Origin of the sequence: Stenotrophomonas sp. HMSC10F06 (genome assembly GCF_001807865.1) — a bacterium.
GTDB lineage: Bacteria > Pseudomonadota > Gammaproteobacteria > Xanthomonadales > Xanthomonadaceae > Stenotrophomonas > Stenotrophomonas bentonitica_A.
In genome coordinates this window covers 1-15,900 of the sequence record NZ_KV791264.1, presented here as the reverse complement: position 1 = coordinate 15,900, position 15,900 = coordinate 1, and the positions used below count along the sequence as shown (strand labels likewise).

General features: G+C 64.5%; 13 protein-coding genes. 5 read left to right on the top strand and 8 right to left on the bottom strand.

From position 1 onward, the window contains the following. Positions 1–102: 102 nt before the first annotated feature. Positions 103–2,943, top strand: a complete 2,841-nt coding sequence (gene glnE, locus HMPREF3113_RS06575) for a bifunctional [glutamate--ammonia ligase]-adenylyl-L-tyrosine phosphorylase/[glutamate--ammonia-ligase] adenylyltransferase (RefSeq protein ID WP_070471519.1) — start codon at positions 103–105, stop codon at positions 2,941–2,943. Between the two features lie 66 nt (positions 2,944–3,009). On the opposite strand, the gene HMPREF3113_RS06570 is transcribed toward glnE, so the two are convergent. The 5 genes from HMPREF3113_RS06570 to HMPREF3113_RS06550 all read right to left on the bottom strand — a co-directional run bounded on the left by HMPREF3113_RS06570 (position 3,010) and on the right by HMPREF3113_RS06550 (position 6,637). Then, positions 3,010–3,564 (bottom strand): queuosine precursor transporter, encoded by a 555-nt coding sequence (locus tag HMPREF3113_RS06570; protein WP_070471518.1) that lies wholly within the window; start codon positions 3,562–3,564, stop codon positions 3,010–3,012. A gap of 74 nt (positions 3,565–3,638) precedes the next feature. Next, a complete protein-coding gene (locus HMPREF3113_RS06565; protein ID WP_070471517.1) occupies positions 3,639–4,163 on the bottom strand; it encodes a hypothetical protein in 525 nt (174 codons plus the stop codon). Between the two features lie 42 nt (positions 4,164–4,205). Further along, positions 4,206–4,709, bottom strand: a complete 504-nt coding sequence (locus tag HMPREF3113_RS06560) for a hypothetical protein (protein WP_070471516.1) — start codon at positions 4,707–4,709, stop codon at positions 4,206–4,208. Positions 4,710–4,744: 35 nt separating this feature from the next. After that, positions 4,745–5,608 (bottom strand): DUF2145 domain-containing protein, encoded by an 864-nt coding sequence (locus tag HMPREF3113_RS06555; RefSeq protein WP_070471515.1) that lies wholly within the window; start codon positions 5,606–5,608, stop codon positions 4,745–4,747. Between the two features lie 57 nt (positions 5,609–5,665). Next, complete coding sequence (locus tag HMPREF3113_RS06550) at positions 5,666–6,637, bottom strand: mitochondrial fission ELM1 family protein (RefSeq protein ID WP_070471514.1); 972 nt, start codon at positions 6,635–6,637, stop codon at positions 5,666–5,668. A gap of 129 nt (positions 6,638–6,766) precedes the next feature. Here HMPREF3113_RS06550 and HMPREF3113_RS06545 point away from each other — a divergent pair, with 129 nt between their 5' ends. After that, a complete protein-coding gene (locus HMPREF3113_RS06545) occupies positions 6,767–7,357 on the top strand; it encodes a malonic semialdehyde reductase (RefSeq protein WP_070471513.1) in 591 nt (196 codons plus the stop codon). Between the two features lie 85 nt (positions 7,358–7,442). Further along, positions 7,443–8,144: a YceI family protein gene (locus tag HMPREF3113_RS06540; RefSeq protein ID WP_083298732.1), complete on the top strand. Its 702-nt coding sequence runs from the start codon at positions 7,443–7,445 to the stop codon at positions 8,142–8,144. Positions 8,145–8,240: 96 nt separating this feature from the next. On the opposite strand, the gene HMPREF3113_RS06535 is transcribed toward HMPREF3113_RS06540, so the two are convergent. The 3 genes from HMPREF3113_RS06535 to HMPREF3113_RS06525 all read right to left on the bottom strand — a co-directional run bounded on the left by HMPREF3113_RS06535 (position 8,241) and on the right by HMPREF3113_RS06525 (position 10,127). After that, the gene (locus tag HMPREF3113_RS06535) at positions 8,241–8,678 is read right to left on the bottom strand and encodes an efflux RND transporter periplasmic adaptor subunit (RefSeq protein WP_070471512.1); all 438 of its coding nucleotides are present in this window, start codon (positions 8,676–8,678) and stop codon (positions 8,241–8,243) included. A gap of 57 nt (positions 8,679–8,735) precedes the next feature. Continuing rightward, positions 8,736–9,533 carry a siderophore-interacting protein gene (locus HMPREF3113_RS06530; protein WP_070471511.1) on the bottom strand — a complete coding sequence of 266 codons (798 nt, stop codon included), beginning with the start codon at positions 9,531–9,533 and terminating at the stop codon, positions 8,736–8,738. 90 nt (positions 9,534–9,623) lie between these two features. Beyond that, entirely contained in the window at positions 9,624–10,127 is a 504-nt protein-coding gene (locus tag HMPREF3113_RS06525) for a PadR family transcriptional regulator (protein ID WP_070471510.1), read from the bottom strand. A gap of 469 nt (positions 10,128–10,596) precedes the next feature. On the opposite strand from HMPREF3113_RS06525, the gene aceE reads away from it, so the two are divergent. Both aceE and HMPREF3113_RS18580 read left to right on the top strand, forming a co-directional pair. Then, the gene (aceE, locus tag HMPREF3113_RS06520) at positions 10,597–13,284 is read left to right on the top strand and encodes a pyruvate dehydrogenase (acetyl-transferring), homodimeric type (protein WP_070471509.1); all 2,688 of its coding nucleotides are present in this window, start codon (positions 10,597–10,599) and stop codon (positions 13,282–13,284) included. A gap of 141 nt (positions 13,285–13,425) precedes the next feature. Next, positions 13,426–15,900, top strand: a 2,475-nt coding sequence (locus HMPREF3113_RS18580) for a YobI family P-loop NTPase (protein WP_217628697.1), incomplete at its 3' end; no start/stop codon positions are given.

Here is a 15,900-nt window from a genome sequence, read left to right as displayed (position 1 = left end):
CGCCGCGCCGCTCAACGATGCGTCACCCGCCGGTGGATGACCGCGTTACCGCGATGGCACCTGGCCGGGGACCACCACGCCGCGATGCCACATAATCCCCCCATGCCGATTTCCGATCTCGCCGCGCCCGCGCGCGTCCCCGACGCCCTTGTTCCCCTGGTTGATCGCGCGTTGGCGCGCCTGGCCCTGTCGCTGACCGAGGCCGGCCACTGGCCGCCGCCGGCTCCCGTACTGGACACCGTGCGCGCCTTGGCCGTCACCAGCGATTTCGCCATCGACACGCTGTGTCGCCAGCCGGCGCTGTTGTCCCACCTCACCCAGGACGGCTGCCCACCGCTGCCCCTGCCCGAACTGGATCCGCTGCAGCCCAGCGAATGGCAGCAGCGCCTGCGCCGCTACCGCACCGCCGCCTCCACCCGCCTGATCTGGCGCGACCTGGCCGGGCAGGATGACGTGCCTGCGACGCTGGCCGGCGCCACCCACCTGGCGGAGGCGTGCCTGCAACTGGCGCTGACCGCGCTGGAGCAGGAATTCACCGGCCGCCATGGCGTGGTCCGCGCTGCCGACGGAAGTGCACAGCAGCTGGTTGTGTTCGGGCTGGGCAAGCTCGGCGGTGGCGAACTCAATTTCAGCTCTGATGTGGATCTGGTGTACGCCTACCCGCAGGGCGGCGAATCCGACGGTGCGCGTCCGCTGGCGGCCGAAGAGTATTTCGCACGCCTCGGCCAGCGCCTGGCGCGGCTGCTGGATGACACCACCGTGGATGGCTTCAGCCACCGCGTCGATCTGCGCCTGCGCCCGTTCGGTAACGCCGGCCGCGTGGCGCTGTCGTTCGCCGGCATGGACCAGTACTTCCAGCGCGAAGGCCGCGACTGGGAGCGCTACGCCTGGCTCAAGGCGCGCGCCGTCGCCGGGGACATCGCGGCGGGCGAAGCGTGGCTGCAGACACTGCGCCCGTTCGTCTACCGGCGCTATCTGGATTTCACCGCACTCGATGGCCTGCGCGACATGAAGGCCGCGATCACCGCCGAAGTGTCGCGTCGCGAAATGCACGACGACATCAAGCGCGGCCCCGGCGGTATTCGCGAAATCGAATTCCTCGCACAGGCCCTGCAGCTGATCCGTGGCGGTCGCGAAGCGCCGCTGCGCGAGCGCCGCCTGCTGCACGCGCTGCCGGCGCTGGTCGCCTCCGGCCAGATGGCCGAACAGGACGGCGCCGACCTGCTGCATGCCTACGGCTTCCTGCGTCGCCTGGAGAACCGCCTGCAAATGCTGCGTGACGCACAGACCCACGCGCTGCCCACCGACGCCACGGACCGCCTGCGCATCGCCGCCGGGCTTGGTTACGAAGACTGGGAGGCGCTGGTTGCCGCGCTCGATGTGCAGCGCGCGCGGGTCAGCACCGAGTTCGCCGCGCTGCTCGCACCGCGCCGTGGCCAGGCAGCGCCGGATGCGCTGGCCAGCTACTGGCGTGGGCTGCCCGACAACGGCAGTGCCGAGGTGCTGGCCGAGGCCGGCTTCTTCGACGCCGGCAGCGCCGATCAATCGCTGCGTGATTTCGCGCAGAGCTCCGGGGTGAAGTCGCTGTCCGACGCCGCGCGTGCGCGCCTGGACCGCGTGCTGCCGGCGCTGCTGCACGCAGCCACGCGCTCACCGCAGCCGGATGCCGCGCTCAAGCGCGTACTCGGTCTGCTGCAGGCGATCCTGCGCCGCACCAGCTATCTCGCCCTGCTCGATGAACAACCCAGTGCATTGGCGCGCCTGGTCGACGTGCTTGCACGCAGTGCACTGCTGGCCGAGCGTCTGGCCGCCTATCCTCTGCTGCTCGACGAACTGCTTGATGTGCGCGTTTCCGGGCCGATGCCGGATGCGGCAGGCATGCAGGCCGAGTGCGATATCGCGCTGACCATCGATGATCCCGAGGCCGCGCTGCGCCTGCTCAACGAGACGCGGCTGGCGCTGAGCTTCCGCATGGCGATGGCCACGCTGGATGGCCGCCAGCGCGCTGTCGATACGACCCGGCAACTGGCCGAACTCGCCCAAGCTGTCGTCGTCACCGTGCTCGCGCTGGTGCAGGCCGACATGCAGCGCCAGCATGGCGGCATTCCCGGCGGGCGTTTCGCGATCATCGGTTACGGCAGCCTGGGCGGACTGGAGCTGGGCTTCGGCTCGGATCTGGATCTGGTCTTCCTGCACGACCATCCGGCCGATCAGGACAGCAGTGACGGCCCGCGTCCACTGGATCCCGGCCGTTGGTACGCGCGCCTGGCGCAGAAGGTGATGGCGATGCTTGGCGCGGTCACCGCCGCCGGCCGCCTGTACGACATCGATGTGCGCCTGCGCCCGGATGGCGGCAAAGGCGCGCTGGTGTCCTCACTGGCGAGTTACACCGAATACCAGCGCGAACGTGCCTGGACCTGGGAGCATCAGGCACTGGTACGGGCCCGCGCCATCGCCGGTGATGCCTCGCTGCTGGCCGATTTCGAACGGGTGCGCGCGGAAACGCTGGCGCGCCCGCGCGACAACGCGGTGCTCTACGCCGACGTGCTCAAGATGCGGGCGCGCATGCGTGCCGAACTGGACCGCAGCGATGCCGCACGGCTCGATCTCAAGCAGGGCGCGGGCGGCATCGTCGATCTCGAATTCCTGCTGCAGACCGGCGTACTCGACAGCGCCGGCACGCACCCGCAGGTGGTGCTGCCGCGCGATACCCCGAGCCTGATCGATGCACTCGCCGACATCGCCTGGCTGCCCGGCGGCACCCGCGATGGCCTTCACGAGGCGCATGCGGCGCTGCTGGATGTGGGCCTGGCCTGCACGCTGGACCGCCGCCCGCGCCTGGCACCACCCACGCCCGCATTGGAAGCGGCGCGCGCGATGATCATCGCGGCAAGCGATGCGGCGGGGTTGCCATTCCAGGTGCGGATCGACGTTGTGAGCTGACGGCGGTTTGTCCGGGCATGGCCTCGCGGTGCTCTGCCACCGGTAGTGGGCGATCGGCGCCCAATGTCACACCGCGCGCGGCGCCATCTTCCACAGCAGCGCGCGGAACGGCGCCAGCAGGAACACGCCGATCGTCAGCTTCACCGCCAGATCGCCCAGCGCCCAGCTCACCCACGGCAGGCTGGAACCGGCGAAGGCGATGCTCCAGAAAATCGTCGTATCCAGCGTCGCGCTGCAGGTGGTCGCCACCATCGGCGCGCGCCACCAGTGCCCGCGGCGCAGCCGGTCGAACACGGTGATGTCCAGCAGCTGCGCAGCGATGAAGGCCAGGCACGAGGCCACGGCGATCCGCGGCGTGGCGATCCAGATCGACAGCAGCACCGCCAGCGCAAAGCCCGCCCAGGCCACCTTGCGCGCGGCCTGCGGGCCGAAGCGGCGATTGATGAGGTTGCTCACCAGGAACGCCACCGGGTAGCTGAAGGCACCCCACGTCAGCCAGTCGTTGATCGGGTACTGCACCAGCACGTTGCTGCCCAGCACCACCACGCCCATGGCCAGCACCGCCAGCAGCAGCGACGGCACGGTCAACGGGGCAAAGGCAATGGCAGGACGCGCGGACATGGCGAGCCGGGGAGTGAGGGAAGCGGCGGATTATCCGGGCTTGGCCACCCCAGGGCCAGCCCGGGCCGGTTTGCCTACCAGCGTTCGCTCAGGTTGCTGGCGGCAGCGTCGGTAGTCGGCAGGAAGGCCAGGGCTGCACCGTCGACCGCGGTCACGGTCCAGCCGGCACCGGCCGGCGTCGGCTCGAAGGCCAGCACATCGCCCACTGCCACGGCAGGCGCGGGCGTGTCGCTGCGGGCCGGCCACTGCAGCAGTGCCAGGTCGTCTGGCGCGTCGGGGTTCTTCAGCGCCACCTGGAAGCCGCCATCGGCTTGGGGCTCGATCCGCTCCACGGTCAGCGGCGGCAGCGGGCCGGCCTTTTCCGCGCGGGCGACGCGCGCCCGGCTGCGTTGGACCGATCCGTCGTGCAGCTTGCCGATCCCGGCCGAGGTCAGCCAGATCGGCGCGGTGACGACGACCAGACTTACCACCGAGGTCACCGCCACGCTGCTGGCGACCGGGTGGCGATAGACGGAGTACTGCGCCTGGGCCGGCAGGCTGGCGGCGAACAGCGCCACGACCAGTACCGGGGCGATGACGCGCGGGGAGAGCGGTTTCATCTGATCACTCCGTTCACAGAAAGAGGAGAGGGCAACCGGCGCTTACCAGCGCTCGCTGGATTGTCCGGCGGCCGCGTCGGGCGTCGGCAGGAACGCCAACGCCGCACCGTCGGCGGCCTTCACGGTCCAGCCTGCACCAACCTCGGTCGGCTCGAAATGCAGCACATCGCCCACCTTGAGCGTCGCGGCAGGATTGTCCGCGCGTGCCGGCCAGTCGATCAGCGCGGTCGCATCGGGGGCGTCAGGCCGCTGCAGCGCAACGTGGAAACCCCCGTCGGGCTGGCGATCGATCTGCTGCACGGCCATCGGTGGCAGCGGCGCGGCCTTGCCGGTATCAGGCTTGGTGCGCTTGGAACCTTCGCGGACGCTCTGCGACCCCTTGGCCACCAGCAACACCGGCGAGGCGGCAATGAACGAGACGGTGTAGACGCTGATCACCGCGCTCACGCCCGAGGCCTGATTGCCGTTGAGATTGCCGGCCGATGCAGGGAGCAAGGTAAGCGCAGACACAGCGAGCAGGCTCGCGCAGAGAAGGGATTTCGTCATGACGCAGTTCCTGGGGAGGGTAGGGGATGACGCGCTCATGGTTTCGGTGCCGCAGCGCCGTCCACCGGCACGTGGGCCACGGTGAGTTCCTGCTGCAGCGCGTGACGCTGTGCAAGGAAATCAAACACGGACTCGACGGTCACCACCGAGTAATTGCCCGAGATGCGTTCGCTGGCCGGATGATCGGTCACCGCAGCATTGGGCACGAAGAAGCGCGCGCCCAGCCGCTTGGCCACGCCGATATGCAACGTGCTGGGGCGATAGTCGCGCTCCTTCAGCCAGACCTGCGCCTGAGCACGCTTGATCAGCAATGTCCCGTCGTCCTCCTGCGCCAGTGCAGCGGCCAGCACCTCGAGCACCCACTGATTGGAATTCTGGTACTCGTCGCGGAACGGGTAGGCGACCACGCTGTAGCGGGGCTCATGCAGCGCACGCGCCTGGATGGCCGGCGGGGTCAGCATCGCGATCAACGCCTTGCGAACCGCCGGCGTCGGCACCCCGATGCGCAGATCGGTATGGCTGCCACTTTCACCGATGAAGGTACTCAGTCCTTCCCGGAACAGCTCGGACTGCGGTGATTTGCAGTGGTTGAGCAGGTGCACCGCGCGCCAGTTTCCATCGGCCTCACGCAACAGGAAGGCCAGGTGGCTATGGCGCAGACCGTACTTGCTGAGGTCCTGGCCACCGCGGGCGATGATCACCACGTCCACGCCGTCCAGCGCGTCGAGTGTTTCCCCGGCGGTCAATGCCACATCGAACATCGCCGCCAACGATTGCGGGGTGGGATGACGCTCCACGCACTGCGGTTCGGCCTGCGCGGTCAGCGCAGCGCCAAGCAGGGCGCCACAAAGAAAAAGCGGGCGCAGGCGTTTGATCCGGGCAGCGAAAGGTACATCCATGTCACACAGTCTCCGGCGGCACCGGCCGCGGCCGCATCATAACGCTGTGCGAGCACGTCAGGCCTGAATCCCCAGCCTTGCACGTACCTGCTCTGCAACGCGCGTGGTCTCGCGCAGCGGCTCGATGCGGCCCTGCGTCTGCCAATCCAGCCAGCGCGCCTGCAACCGGCCGCGTTCGCGCAGTGCGTGCTGGAAGTGCGCCAGCCGCCCCTGCGCCTGGTCGGCCAGGGCTACGGCGACCGGCATGCGCGTCGCGCACGCTTCAGAGAGCAGGTTCACCGAATCCGGCGAGACCACCACACGGTTGGCCCAGCCGAGCAGCCCGGCATAGGGATTCACGCCGTCGCCGCCATCGCCCCAGATCACATTCGGCACATCGGCGAACGCACTGCGCAACGCTCCGACCAAGGCTGGTGGCGTGCGTCGCGAGGTGGTGGCCAACAGGCTGCCTCCCTCTGCGCGTAGTTGTGAGGCGAGCTGCTGGAACACCTGCACCATGTCCGGTTCGTGCCACGGTGCGTGCGGGGTCGGCCCACCGACCAGCAACGCGGTGCGCGGGCCGGGCAGGGCGCTGAACGCTGCAAAGGCCGCACGGCCACAAGCCAGCCAGTCATCGTTGACCGGATTGAGGCTGCCGAGCAGGGTGAGCACGTTGCTGCCGCGCAGGCGATCATGCTCGGGCACCACCAGCAGGTCCCAGTGGCGTGGGCTGAGGCGAGGGTCGAGGATCTGGACCACCTTGGTGCCACGGCGGCGCAGTTCGCGCAGCGCACCGGCCGCCTGGCGGCCACAGCCAATGGCCAGCTCGGGTACCTCGGCGGCAAGCGTGGCGAAGGCCTCGCCGTAGCCGTTGGCCCCACCCGGCAACCAGCGCGGGGCCAGCCAGCGCCAGGGCGCACGCGGTGCGAGCACCAGCGGACGATGCGCCCCCAGCTTCAATGCCGTGGCCAAGGCCACCGCCTGCCGCACATTGCCGGCACGGCCGTCAGTGATCGTCCAGGGCGGACTCCATCGTTTCACGTATGGCATTAATTCGTTTCAGTCAGGCTGGGTGTTGCAACTGTCGCGACACTCTACACTGCCAGCCTTCGCCGTTCGCGCGGTCGCCCTGCCACGGTAGCCGATGCGCGAACGATTCCCCTTATTTCCGGAGGCTTCATGTCCCACGTCCTTGACGATGCTGCGCTCGATCAGTTGTTCCGTACCGCCCGCACCCAGAACGCCTTCCTTGATAAGCCGGTGGAAGACAGCCAGCTGCAGGCGCTGTACGAGCTGCTGAAGTGGGGGCCGACCGCCGCCAACGGCAGCCCGGCGCGCTTCGTGTTCGTGAAAACCCCGGAAGCCAAGGCCAAGCTCGCCCCGGCGCTGTCCGAAGGCAACCACGACAAGACCCTGGCCGCCCCGGTCACGGTGATTGTCGCCTTCGACGAAGACTTCCACGAGAAGCTGCCGTTCCTGTTCCCGCACACCGACGCCAAGGCGTGGTTCGACGGTCCCCGTGAAGGCCGTACCGAAGGCGCGTTCCGCAATGGCAGCCTGCAGGGCGCCTACCTGATCCTGGCCGCCCGCGCGCTGGGTCTGGATGCCGGCCCGATGTCCGGCTTCGACAACGCCAAGGTGGACGAAGCCTTCTTCAAGGGCACCGCGATCAAGTCGAATTTCCTCGTCAACCTGGGGTACGGTGACGCCTCGGGCCTGTTCCCGCGGCTGCCTCGCCTGTCCTTCGACGAAGCCGCCCGCATCGCATAAGCGTTACCGCCGGATCGTGGCCCGTCCGTGCGGATGGGCTGCATTACCTTTGCTTCTTTTCCCTTCGAAACGAGAGAGACCTGACATGACCGTGACCCGCAAACTGCTGCTGCCGCTCGCCCTGACCCTGGCCATCGCCGCCTGCTCCAAGCCGGCCGACGAAGCCGCTGCTCCGGCCGCTGACGCGCCGGCCGCCACCGAAACCGCCGCCCCGGCAGCAGACGCTGCGGCTGCCGCCCCGGCTGCCGATGCGATCCAGATCGCCTCGGGCACCTACAAGCTCGACCCGACCCACACCGACGTGCTGGTCCAGTGGAGCCACTTCGGCTTCTCGCACCCGACCGCCCACTTCGGCAGCGCCGAAGGCACCCTGGTGTATGACGCCGCTGACGTGACCAAGTCCACCGTGGAAGTGAAGCTGCCGCTGACCGGCCTGAACAGCTTCACCGCCAAGTTCGACGAGCATCTGAAGAGCGCCGATTTCTTCGACGCCGCCAAGTTCCCGGCCGCCACCTTCAAGAGCACCAAGGTTGAAGCCAACGGCACCAATAAGCTGACCGTCACCGGCGACCTGACCATCAAGGACATCACCAAGCCGGTGACCCTGGATGTCACCATCAACGGCGGCGGCGAGCACCCGATGGCCAAGGTGCCGGCGGCAGGCTTCGATGCCACCACCACCATCAAGCGCAGCGATTTCGGCGTCGGCGCGTACGCCCCGAACGTCAGCGATGAAGTGAACATCCGCATCACCACCGAGGCGACTGGCGAAAAGCCGGCGGCCTGAGTTTCTCCTCACTCGTCGTGAGAAGGCAGAAAGCCCGCCAATTGGCGGGCTTTCTTTTAGGGCGAGCCGGCCAGCGGCCGGTACTACCGTTCCTGATCAACCCGCCGCCACCTGCGCGCTCACCTTGCCCAGCCACAGCGTGGTGAAATCGGTCGGCGTGCGCCGTGCCGGGGCGGTCAAGCCGCTCTCACGCAGGAAGGCATGGGTGGCCTGCGCATAGGCCTGGCGGGCCAGCAGCGCGGCCTGTTTCACCGAGGCCTGCTGCTTGCGCAGCTGCACGATCTGCAGGCTCGGCTTACCGGGCATCGCGTACTTCTGGTAACGGCGCAGCTCATCGGCGACCAGGTCGATATCGATGTTCGCCTGCACCAGCGCGGCCTGCGCGCGGGCCAGCGGCACCAGGGCGGTGCGCAGCGGGGCGATGTTCTCGCCCACGGAAGGCGCCAGCGCCGCCAGGGCGGCATCCAGCGCGGGATCGGCGCGCTCGGCACGGTCGATCAGATCGGTCAGTGCCGAAAGAGAGAGGGCTTGCATGAAAGGCACCGGCACAAAACGCGATTGTCGCATTCGCGGCCGGTGCCCGTCGCGGGCTCAGTCGTCGTGGTGCTCGCTGCCGTGGGCCTTCCAGTAGCCGGTCGAGCGGATCCAGTCCTTCGGCACGCCCAGGTGGCCCTCGATGTACTTGCGCATCATCCGGGCCCGGCGCGATTCGGCCGCGATCCAGTAGAAGGTATCGCCGTCCGGTTCCTCGAAATCAGTCAGCACGTCTTCCAGCAGGGTGCTGCTGGCGGCGTCGAAGCCGTTGCGCTCCAGCCACGAGACGCGGATGCGGTCGTCCTCCGGCAACTCCTGGCGATCGCCGGATTCGGGGATCTCGATGTAGACATCGGCATTGGCGCCGTCCGGCAGCGTCTCCAGCCAGCGGCCGATCGCCGGCAGCGCGGTTTCATCGCCGATCAGCACGTAGGTGTCGAAGTCATCGGCGGTCATGTGCGAGCCACGCGGGCCGCCCACGGCGATCGCATCGCCCGGCTGCGCGTTGGCGGCCCAGGTCGAGGCCAGGCCGTCGCCGTGCATGACGAAGTCCAGCGCCAGCTCGTGGGTCTCCAGGTCCCACCAGCGCGGGGTGTAATCGCGCGAGGGGGAGGGCGTCTGGCCTTCGGGGTAGCGCGGGCCTTCCGGGGTCATCGTCGGGACCACGAACTGGCCCTCGGCGTTGGGGAAGAACAGCTTGACGTGGTCATCCGGCGAGGGCGAATCGAAGCCTTCCAGCGCCTCGCCACCGACGATCACCCGGCGCATGCACGGGCTGATCTCTTCGGTGCGCAGTACCTGCAGCGGGCGGAACTTCACGGTATGACGGAGCAGTCGGTTTTCATGCAGAGCCATGGGAATACCTGGATCAGTGCCGCAGCGCGGCGTTGAGAAAGAAGGACCTGGCGGGCGGTGGCTGGCTGGGTCTGAAACGAAGATGGGAGGTCAGCGGCCCTGCGCACGGATGTGCGCGGCGGCCTCGCGCAGCGCCTCGGCGACGGCCGCGGCGTTGTCGTCCTGCCAGCGGCCGTGGCACAGCCCCAGCGCGTGCTTGAGCTCGCGGAGTGCATCGCGCACGGACGGCGGCAGGTTGGCCTTGGTGATCGTGCGCGCGCTGTCGCGTACCCGGTGCACCGCGGCATCGACCTCGTCGCGCTGTGCCTCCAGTTCGGCCAGGCCCAGTGCGCTGAGCGCATACCGCTTGCGCCCACCGTCCTCGACCGCGCCAACCCAGCCGGCGGCCTCGAACTGCGCCAGCACCGGGTAGATCGAGCCCGCGCTGGGTGTGTAGACCCGCACGAACATGTCACTGATCAGCTGGATCAGCTCATAGCCGTGGCGGGGCTGGTCGGCGAGCAGGGACAGCACCAGCAGGCGCAGGTCGCCGCGGCTGAGCGGCCGGGCGGTCAGCGGGCGGGCAGGGCGGTCGAGGTCGCGCGGAGAGGTCATTTCGATATATCGAATGCAGTGGCGGAACGATATATCGAAAACTCCGGTTCGGCCAGCACTGGCGCACGCATGGCAGGGATGCGTTCAGGTCAATTCCTGCTGTGACGGTGCGTGCTTGTGGTGGAACACTGCGCGTGGTCATCGGCCTCCAACGCGTCCGATGATCCACGCCGATGCGCGTTCAAACGCCCCGGCGCCGCGCACGATCCACGCCAATCGCCTCTGCCGCAGCGCCTGCGCTGTCCATCGGTGTCCTGCTGACGCGCCGGTGTCATCGCCGCCGGCCAGGCTGAAATGCAGCGTGGAACCTTCCGGCGCGGCCCTCGCGCTGTCGCCGGCTGTCCTTCCGGACACGCCGGGATGGTTCCATACGCAACCGTAGCGAAGTAAGCAAACCCCTTGGTGCGCTACACTTTGCGGCTAGAAATCTAAAACAGTCGCGCGCGTGCGTGCGGTCATGGGAGCGCAAATGAACTGGTTGAACGAGGTGCTGAACAACGACCCGAATCCTGTGGAAACCCAGGAATGGATCGAGTCGCTGAAGGCCGTTATTGATGTCGAGGGCCCCGAGCGCGCGCATCAGCTGTTGGAAGGCATGGTGGAACTGACCCGTCGTTCGGGTGCTTACCTGCCGTTCTCTCCCACCACCGAGTACGTGAACACCATCGCGCCGACCCTGGAGGCCAAGAGCCCGGGCAACGCCGAACTGGAATGGCGCATTCGTTCCATCATCCGCTGGAACGCGATGGCGACGGTCGTGCGCGCCAACCGCAAGCCGGGCGACCTGGGCGGCCACATCGCCTCCTTCGCCTCCGGCGCCACGCTGTATGACGTGGGCTTCAACCACTTCTGGCGCGCCCCGAGCGAAGACCACCCGGGCGACCTGCTCTTCATCCAGGGCCACAGCGCCCCGGGCATCTATGCGCGCTCCTTCCTGGAAGGCCGCATCGACGAAGCCCAGCTGGACAAGTTCCGCATGGAAGTCGACGGCGGTGGCCTCTCCAGCTACCCGCATCCGTGGCTGATGCCCGATTACTGGCAGACCCCGACCGTGTCGATGGGCCTGGGCCCGCTCGCCGCCATCTACCAGGCGCAGTTCCTGCGTTACCTGGAAAACCGTGGCCTGATCGAGAAGTCCGACCGCAAGGTGTGGTGCTTCATCGGCGACGGCGAGAGCGATGAGCCTGAAACCCTCGGCGCGATCGCGCTGGCCGGCCGCGAAGGCCTGGACAACCTGATCTTCGTGGTCAACTGCAACCTGCAGCGCCTCGACGGCCCGGTGCGTGGCAACGGCAAGATCATCCAGGAACTGGAAGGCGTCTTCCGTGGCGGCGGCTGGAATGTCATCAAGCTGCTGTGGGGCGGTTACTGGGATGCCCTGCTGGCCAAGGACACCAACGGCGTCCTGCGCAAGCTGATGATGGAAACCGTCGACGGCGAATACCAGAACTGCAAGGCCTTCGGTGGCGCGTATACCCGCGAGCATTTCTTCGGCAAGTACCCGGAAACCGCTGCGATGGTCGCCGGCCTGTCCGACGACGATATCTGGCGCCTCAACCGTGGTGGCCACGATCCGCACAAGGTCTACGCCGCCTACCACCAGGCCGTGAACACCAAGGGCATGCCGACCGTGATCCTGGCCAAGACGGTCAAGGGCTACGGCATGGGCAGCGCGGGTGAAGCACTCAACCCGACCCACCAGACCAAGAAGCTGGACGACGACGCCGTCCGCCACTTCCGCGACCGTTTCAACATCCCGGTGACCGACGCCCAGCTGGCCGACGGCCAGGTGCCGTTCTACCACCCGGGCCCGGATTCGCCGGAAGTGAAGTACCTGCAGGAACGCCGTGCCGCCCTGGGTGGCTACCTGCCGCAGCGCCGCCGCAAGGCGACCAAGAGCTTCAACGCACCGAAGCTGGAAAGCTACGAGCGCCTGCTGAAGTCCAGCGGCGAGCGCAGCTACTCCACCACCATGGCCTTCGTGCAGAGCCTCAACATCACCCTGCGCGACAAGGAACTGGGCCCGCACATCGTGCCGATCGTGGCCGACGAAGCCCGTACCTTCGGCATGGAAGGCCTGTTCCGCCAGATCGGCATCTACGCCCCGTTCGGCCAGAAGTACAAGCCGGTCGATGCGGACCAGCTGATGTTCTACCGCGAAGACCAGAGCGGCCAGGTGCTGCAGCAGGGCATCAGCGAGCCGGGCGCGATCAGCTCCTGGATGGCTGCCGGTACCAGCTACTCGGTCTCCAACGTGCCGATGCTGCCGTTCTACATCTATTACTCGATGTTCGGCTTCCAGCGCGTGGGCGACATTGCCTGGCAGGCTGCGGACATGCGTACCCGTGGCTTCCTGCTCGGCGGCACCGCCGGCCGCACCACGCTGAACGGTGAAGGCCTGCAGCACGAAGATGGCTTCAGCCATATCGTGGCCGGTGGCATTCCGAACGTGCGCAGCTATGACCCGACCTTCGGCTTCGAAGTGACGGTGATCCTGCAGCACGGCACCAAGGCCATGATGGAAGATCAGATTGATGAGTACTACTACATCACCCTGATGAACGAAAACTACACCCACCCGGAAATGCCGGAAGGCGCGGCCGACGGCATCGTCAAGGGCATGTACCTGCTCACCGACGCCGGCAAGCCGAAGAAGGGCGAGCTGCGCGTGCAGCTGCTGGGTTCGGGCACCATCCTGCGCGAAGCCATTGCCGCGGCCGAGCTGCTGGACAAGGACTTCGGCGTGACCGCCGACATCTGGAGCTGCCCGAGCTTCAACGAACTGCGCCGCGACGGCTTCGACGTGGAGCGTTACAACCGCTTCCACCCGGAAGGCGAGCAGCGCAAGGCGTTCGTGACCGAGCTGCTGGAAGGCCGTCAGGGCCCGGCGATTGCCGCCACCGACTACGTGCGTGCGTACGCGGACCAGATCCGCTCGTTCGTGCCGATGTCGTACACGGTGCTGGGTACCGATGGCTTTGGTCGTTCGGATACCCGTGCGAACCTGCGTCGCTTCTTCGAGGTTGACCGGTACTACATCGCGCATGCCGCGATTGCGGCGCTGGCGAAGGAAGGGAAGATGACGGGTAAGGATGTGGCTAGGGCGATCAAGCAGTACAAGATTGATCCTGAGAAGGCTAATCCTGTCGGGGTTTGATTAGGAAGAAAGGGCGGCCGAACGGCCGCCCTTTTTTTTCTAATGCAGTCCACTCGCCATGGAAGTAGAGTCAAAGGCTGCACCAGAAACGCAATTTTCAGTTCGTGCGTCAAGATCTGCGATCACAAGGACGACGGGGCGATGATCCGAAAGATATTGGAGCAACTGGGGTTTTCACCAGATCGTACTCCTAACGAAACTCCAGGCAGGCTAAAGAGTGCTTGGGGCGCGCTATTTACGTCTCGCGGGGTCGCGCCATTCAGCGTGAGAGTTCCGCGTTGGCAAGTGGCGCTTCGACAGTCATTCAAGCGGCTGATCAACCCAGATCGCGGCAACATAGTTGGTACATTTGATCCGCTCACCCCGGTGAGATTAAAAGGTGAGGAGTACTCACGCTACAGCGCAGAACTTGAGAGGGCACTCCGCCTGCCCAAAGTTCGGAACATCGCAATCACAGGAAGCTACGGAGCTGGCAAGAGTAGTTTCATTCAGTCTTTTGTTGAGGACCATGGTGAATACAATTTCTGCTTCGTATCTCTTGCGTCATTCTCAGAAATAGACGTCGTCAAAGATGCTGTTAGGATTGCAGATGGAGGCTCGTCAGATGATGGCGGGCCCAGCCCCGATAGCGATGGAAGTAAATCATTCGCTGATGTCGGGGTAGATGCACTGGAGCGGATTGAATCTTCAATTGTCCAGCAACTTCTCTATTCAGTACGTGATAGTAGTATTCCTCAGACCAGGCTCAAGCGCATTAATCATGTGCGGGCCGGTACTGCCTTGCTCTACTCGATTTTTGTTGCCGCGGCCTCAGCTGCGGCTTTGGCGCTCTTTGGTCTTCCAAAGGGATTGAGCCACCTTACGATCCATTTCCCATTCAACTATATTCTTGAGGCTATCCCGGGGCTGTGTGTGGCGGGGATTGCGGTGGGTCTTGTCGCGATAATTTACAGCATACTGTCTTCGGTTCTCGGTTTTAGGTTGCATGCTGTAGCCATAAAAGGCATGTCCCTGGCGCGCTCGTCAGTGATGTCAGTTCTACACAAACAGTTAGATGAGATCGTATATCTATTTGAGCGCAATAGAATAGATATTGTGATGATCGAAGATCTGGATAGATTTAATGATTCTAGTCCATTCACTCGTCTGCGTGAAATCAATTTCATAGTTAACTCTTCGCCCAGCATTCGGCGGCCAGTCCATTTTATCTATATGGTAAGGGATGATCTTTTCTCATCAAGGGACCGCGTTAAATTTTTTGACTGTGTTATACCGATTGTGTCGGTAATAAATACGGATAATTCGCAGCAAAAGATGCTGGATATAATGGCTGCTCGAGGGTGGGCGCCTGATGTATGCCCATCTAAATATGTAATTGAGTCTGTTTCATATCACGTGGATGATATGAGGTTGCTTGTTAATATTCTTAACGAATATGATTTAATGCGGTCTATCATAGGTCGCAATGCAACTCTTAATAAAGATAAAATGTTCGCTGCCGTAGTGTCTCGCTGCCTTTTTCCTCGCGAGTATGCAGAGTTGCTGAGAGGTCAGGGCGTTATTTCGGATTTGTTGTCCAGCTATGCTGGATGGAGTAAAGAGAGGAGAGGAGAGCTTCAGCTGGCCGTGCGTGATCTCGAATCAAAGGTTTCCATGCAGCCCCAAGAGCTTGCGGCTACGGAAAAGGAGCTGCGCGCGCTGATATGGCTGGCGGCGTCGGAGCGAGAGGTCGGCTACCCTCTGCTCTCTATCGAAGCTCTCGGAGGTTCAGCCATGAACTTCCGTGATTTTGTAAGGGACGGATTTGATGAGGCCGCAAATTTGGAAGACGCGCTGTCCCTTGACTTTGGGCCGGCTGGCTCAAGGAGGGTCGAGTATCGAGAGCTGCTCGGTAAGGGGCAAGGATCTCTTGGTTCAAGAATGATCGCCGCCCGTGAGATCGCTTCAGGATCTGCGCGACGTCTCTCGGAAATGCGAAAAAAAGTCTCAGATTTTAGTTTTACTGCTCTGTCGCAAGCGATAAGAGATCCGGCCTTCGTTGCGCACGTCGCAAAAAAATCTTCGGAACTCAAGCTTGGGCCTGTTGGATTCTTTATTACAAAGGGGCTGCTGGGTGAAGACTACTTTGACTATTCTGGATATTTTTATGCTGGATCAATTTCTCGATCTGACAAGGAATTGATGCTAAGAGTAAAGGCTGGAGAACTTCTCCCTGTTGAGTCGAGGATCGATGATCCTGCCGAATTTCTCAAGCGCATGAACGCCGCGGAATTAAGGGAGGGGCGCGGAATCCTTGTTCCTATAGTTTCCCACTTGTTCGGTGATAAATATGATGGTGGAGACTTCAAGGCTGACTTGCGGAGTGTGATTTTCGGAGATTCGCATCTGTATGCTGGACGTGTGGGAGAACTGGTTCGAGCGCTATTGGCTGAGGGCAATAGAATCGGAGCTATTGAATATCTCCTGGTTAATTACCCGTCTGTCATGATAGAAGCTGTGGAGCCCGGCGCTGAATGCGGGGTCGCGCCATGGCGCGAGAAATTGATTGCGCGCGCTTTGTCGGTTGCTAATCAATTGAAAGGTCTGGTAATCCCCCCGCAGGTTAGCCGCAGCCAT

Bases quoted from the DNA above. Each gene is read 5' to 3' on its own strand.
- glnE (WP_070471519.1), top strand. From the start codon at position 103: ATGCCGATTTCCGATCTCGCCGCGCCCGCGCGCGTCCCCGACGCCCTT.
- HMPREF3113_RS06560 (WP_070471516.1), bottom strand. From the start codon at position 4,709: ATGACGAAATCCCTTCTCTGCGCGAGCCTGCTCGCTGTGTCTGCGCTT.
- HMPREF3113_RS06550 (WP_070471514.1), bottom strand. From the start codon at position 6,637: ATGCCATACGTGAAACGATGGAGTCCGCCCTGGACGATCACTGACGGC.
- aceE (WP_070471509.1), top strand. From the start codon at position 10,597: ATGAACTGGTTGAACGAGGTGCTGAACAACGACCCGAATCCTGTGGAA.
- HMPREF3113_RS06525 (WP_070471510.1), bottom strand. From the start codon at position 10,127: ATGACCTCTCCGCGCGACCTCGACCGCCCTGCCCGCCCGCTGACCGCC.
- HMPREF3113_RS06540 (WP_083298732.1), top strand. From the start codon at position 7,443: ATGACCGTGACCCGCAAACTGCTGCTGCCGCTCGCCCTGACCCTGGCC.
- HMPREF3113_RS06555 (WP_070471515.1), bottom strand. From the start codon at position 5,608: ATGGATGTACCTTTCGCTGCCCGGATCAAACGCCTGCGCCCGCTTTTT.
- HMPREF3113_RS06545 (WP_070471513.1), top strand. From the start codon at position 6,767: ATGTCCCACGTCCTTGACGATGCTGCGCTCGATCAGTTGTTCCGTACC.
- HMPREF3113_RS06530 (WP_070471511.1), bottom strand. From the start codon at position 9,533: ATGGCTCTGCATGAAAACCGACTGCTCCGTCATACCGTGAAGTTCCGC.
- HMPREF3113_RS06565 (WP_070471517.1), bottom strand. From the start codon at position 4,163: ATGAAACCGCTCTCCCCGCGCGTCATCGCCCCGGTACTGGTCGTGGCG.
- HMPREF3113_RS06535 (WP_070471512.1), bottom strand. From the start codon at position 8,678: ATGCAAGCCCTCTCTCTTTCGGCACTGACCGATCTGATCGACCGTGCC.
- HMPREF3113_RS06570 (WP_070471518.1), bottom strand. From the start codon at position 3,564: ATGTCCGCGCGTCCTGCCATTGCCTTTGCCCCGTTGACCGTGCCGTCG.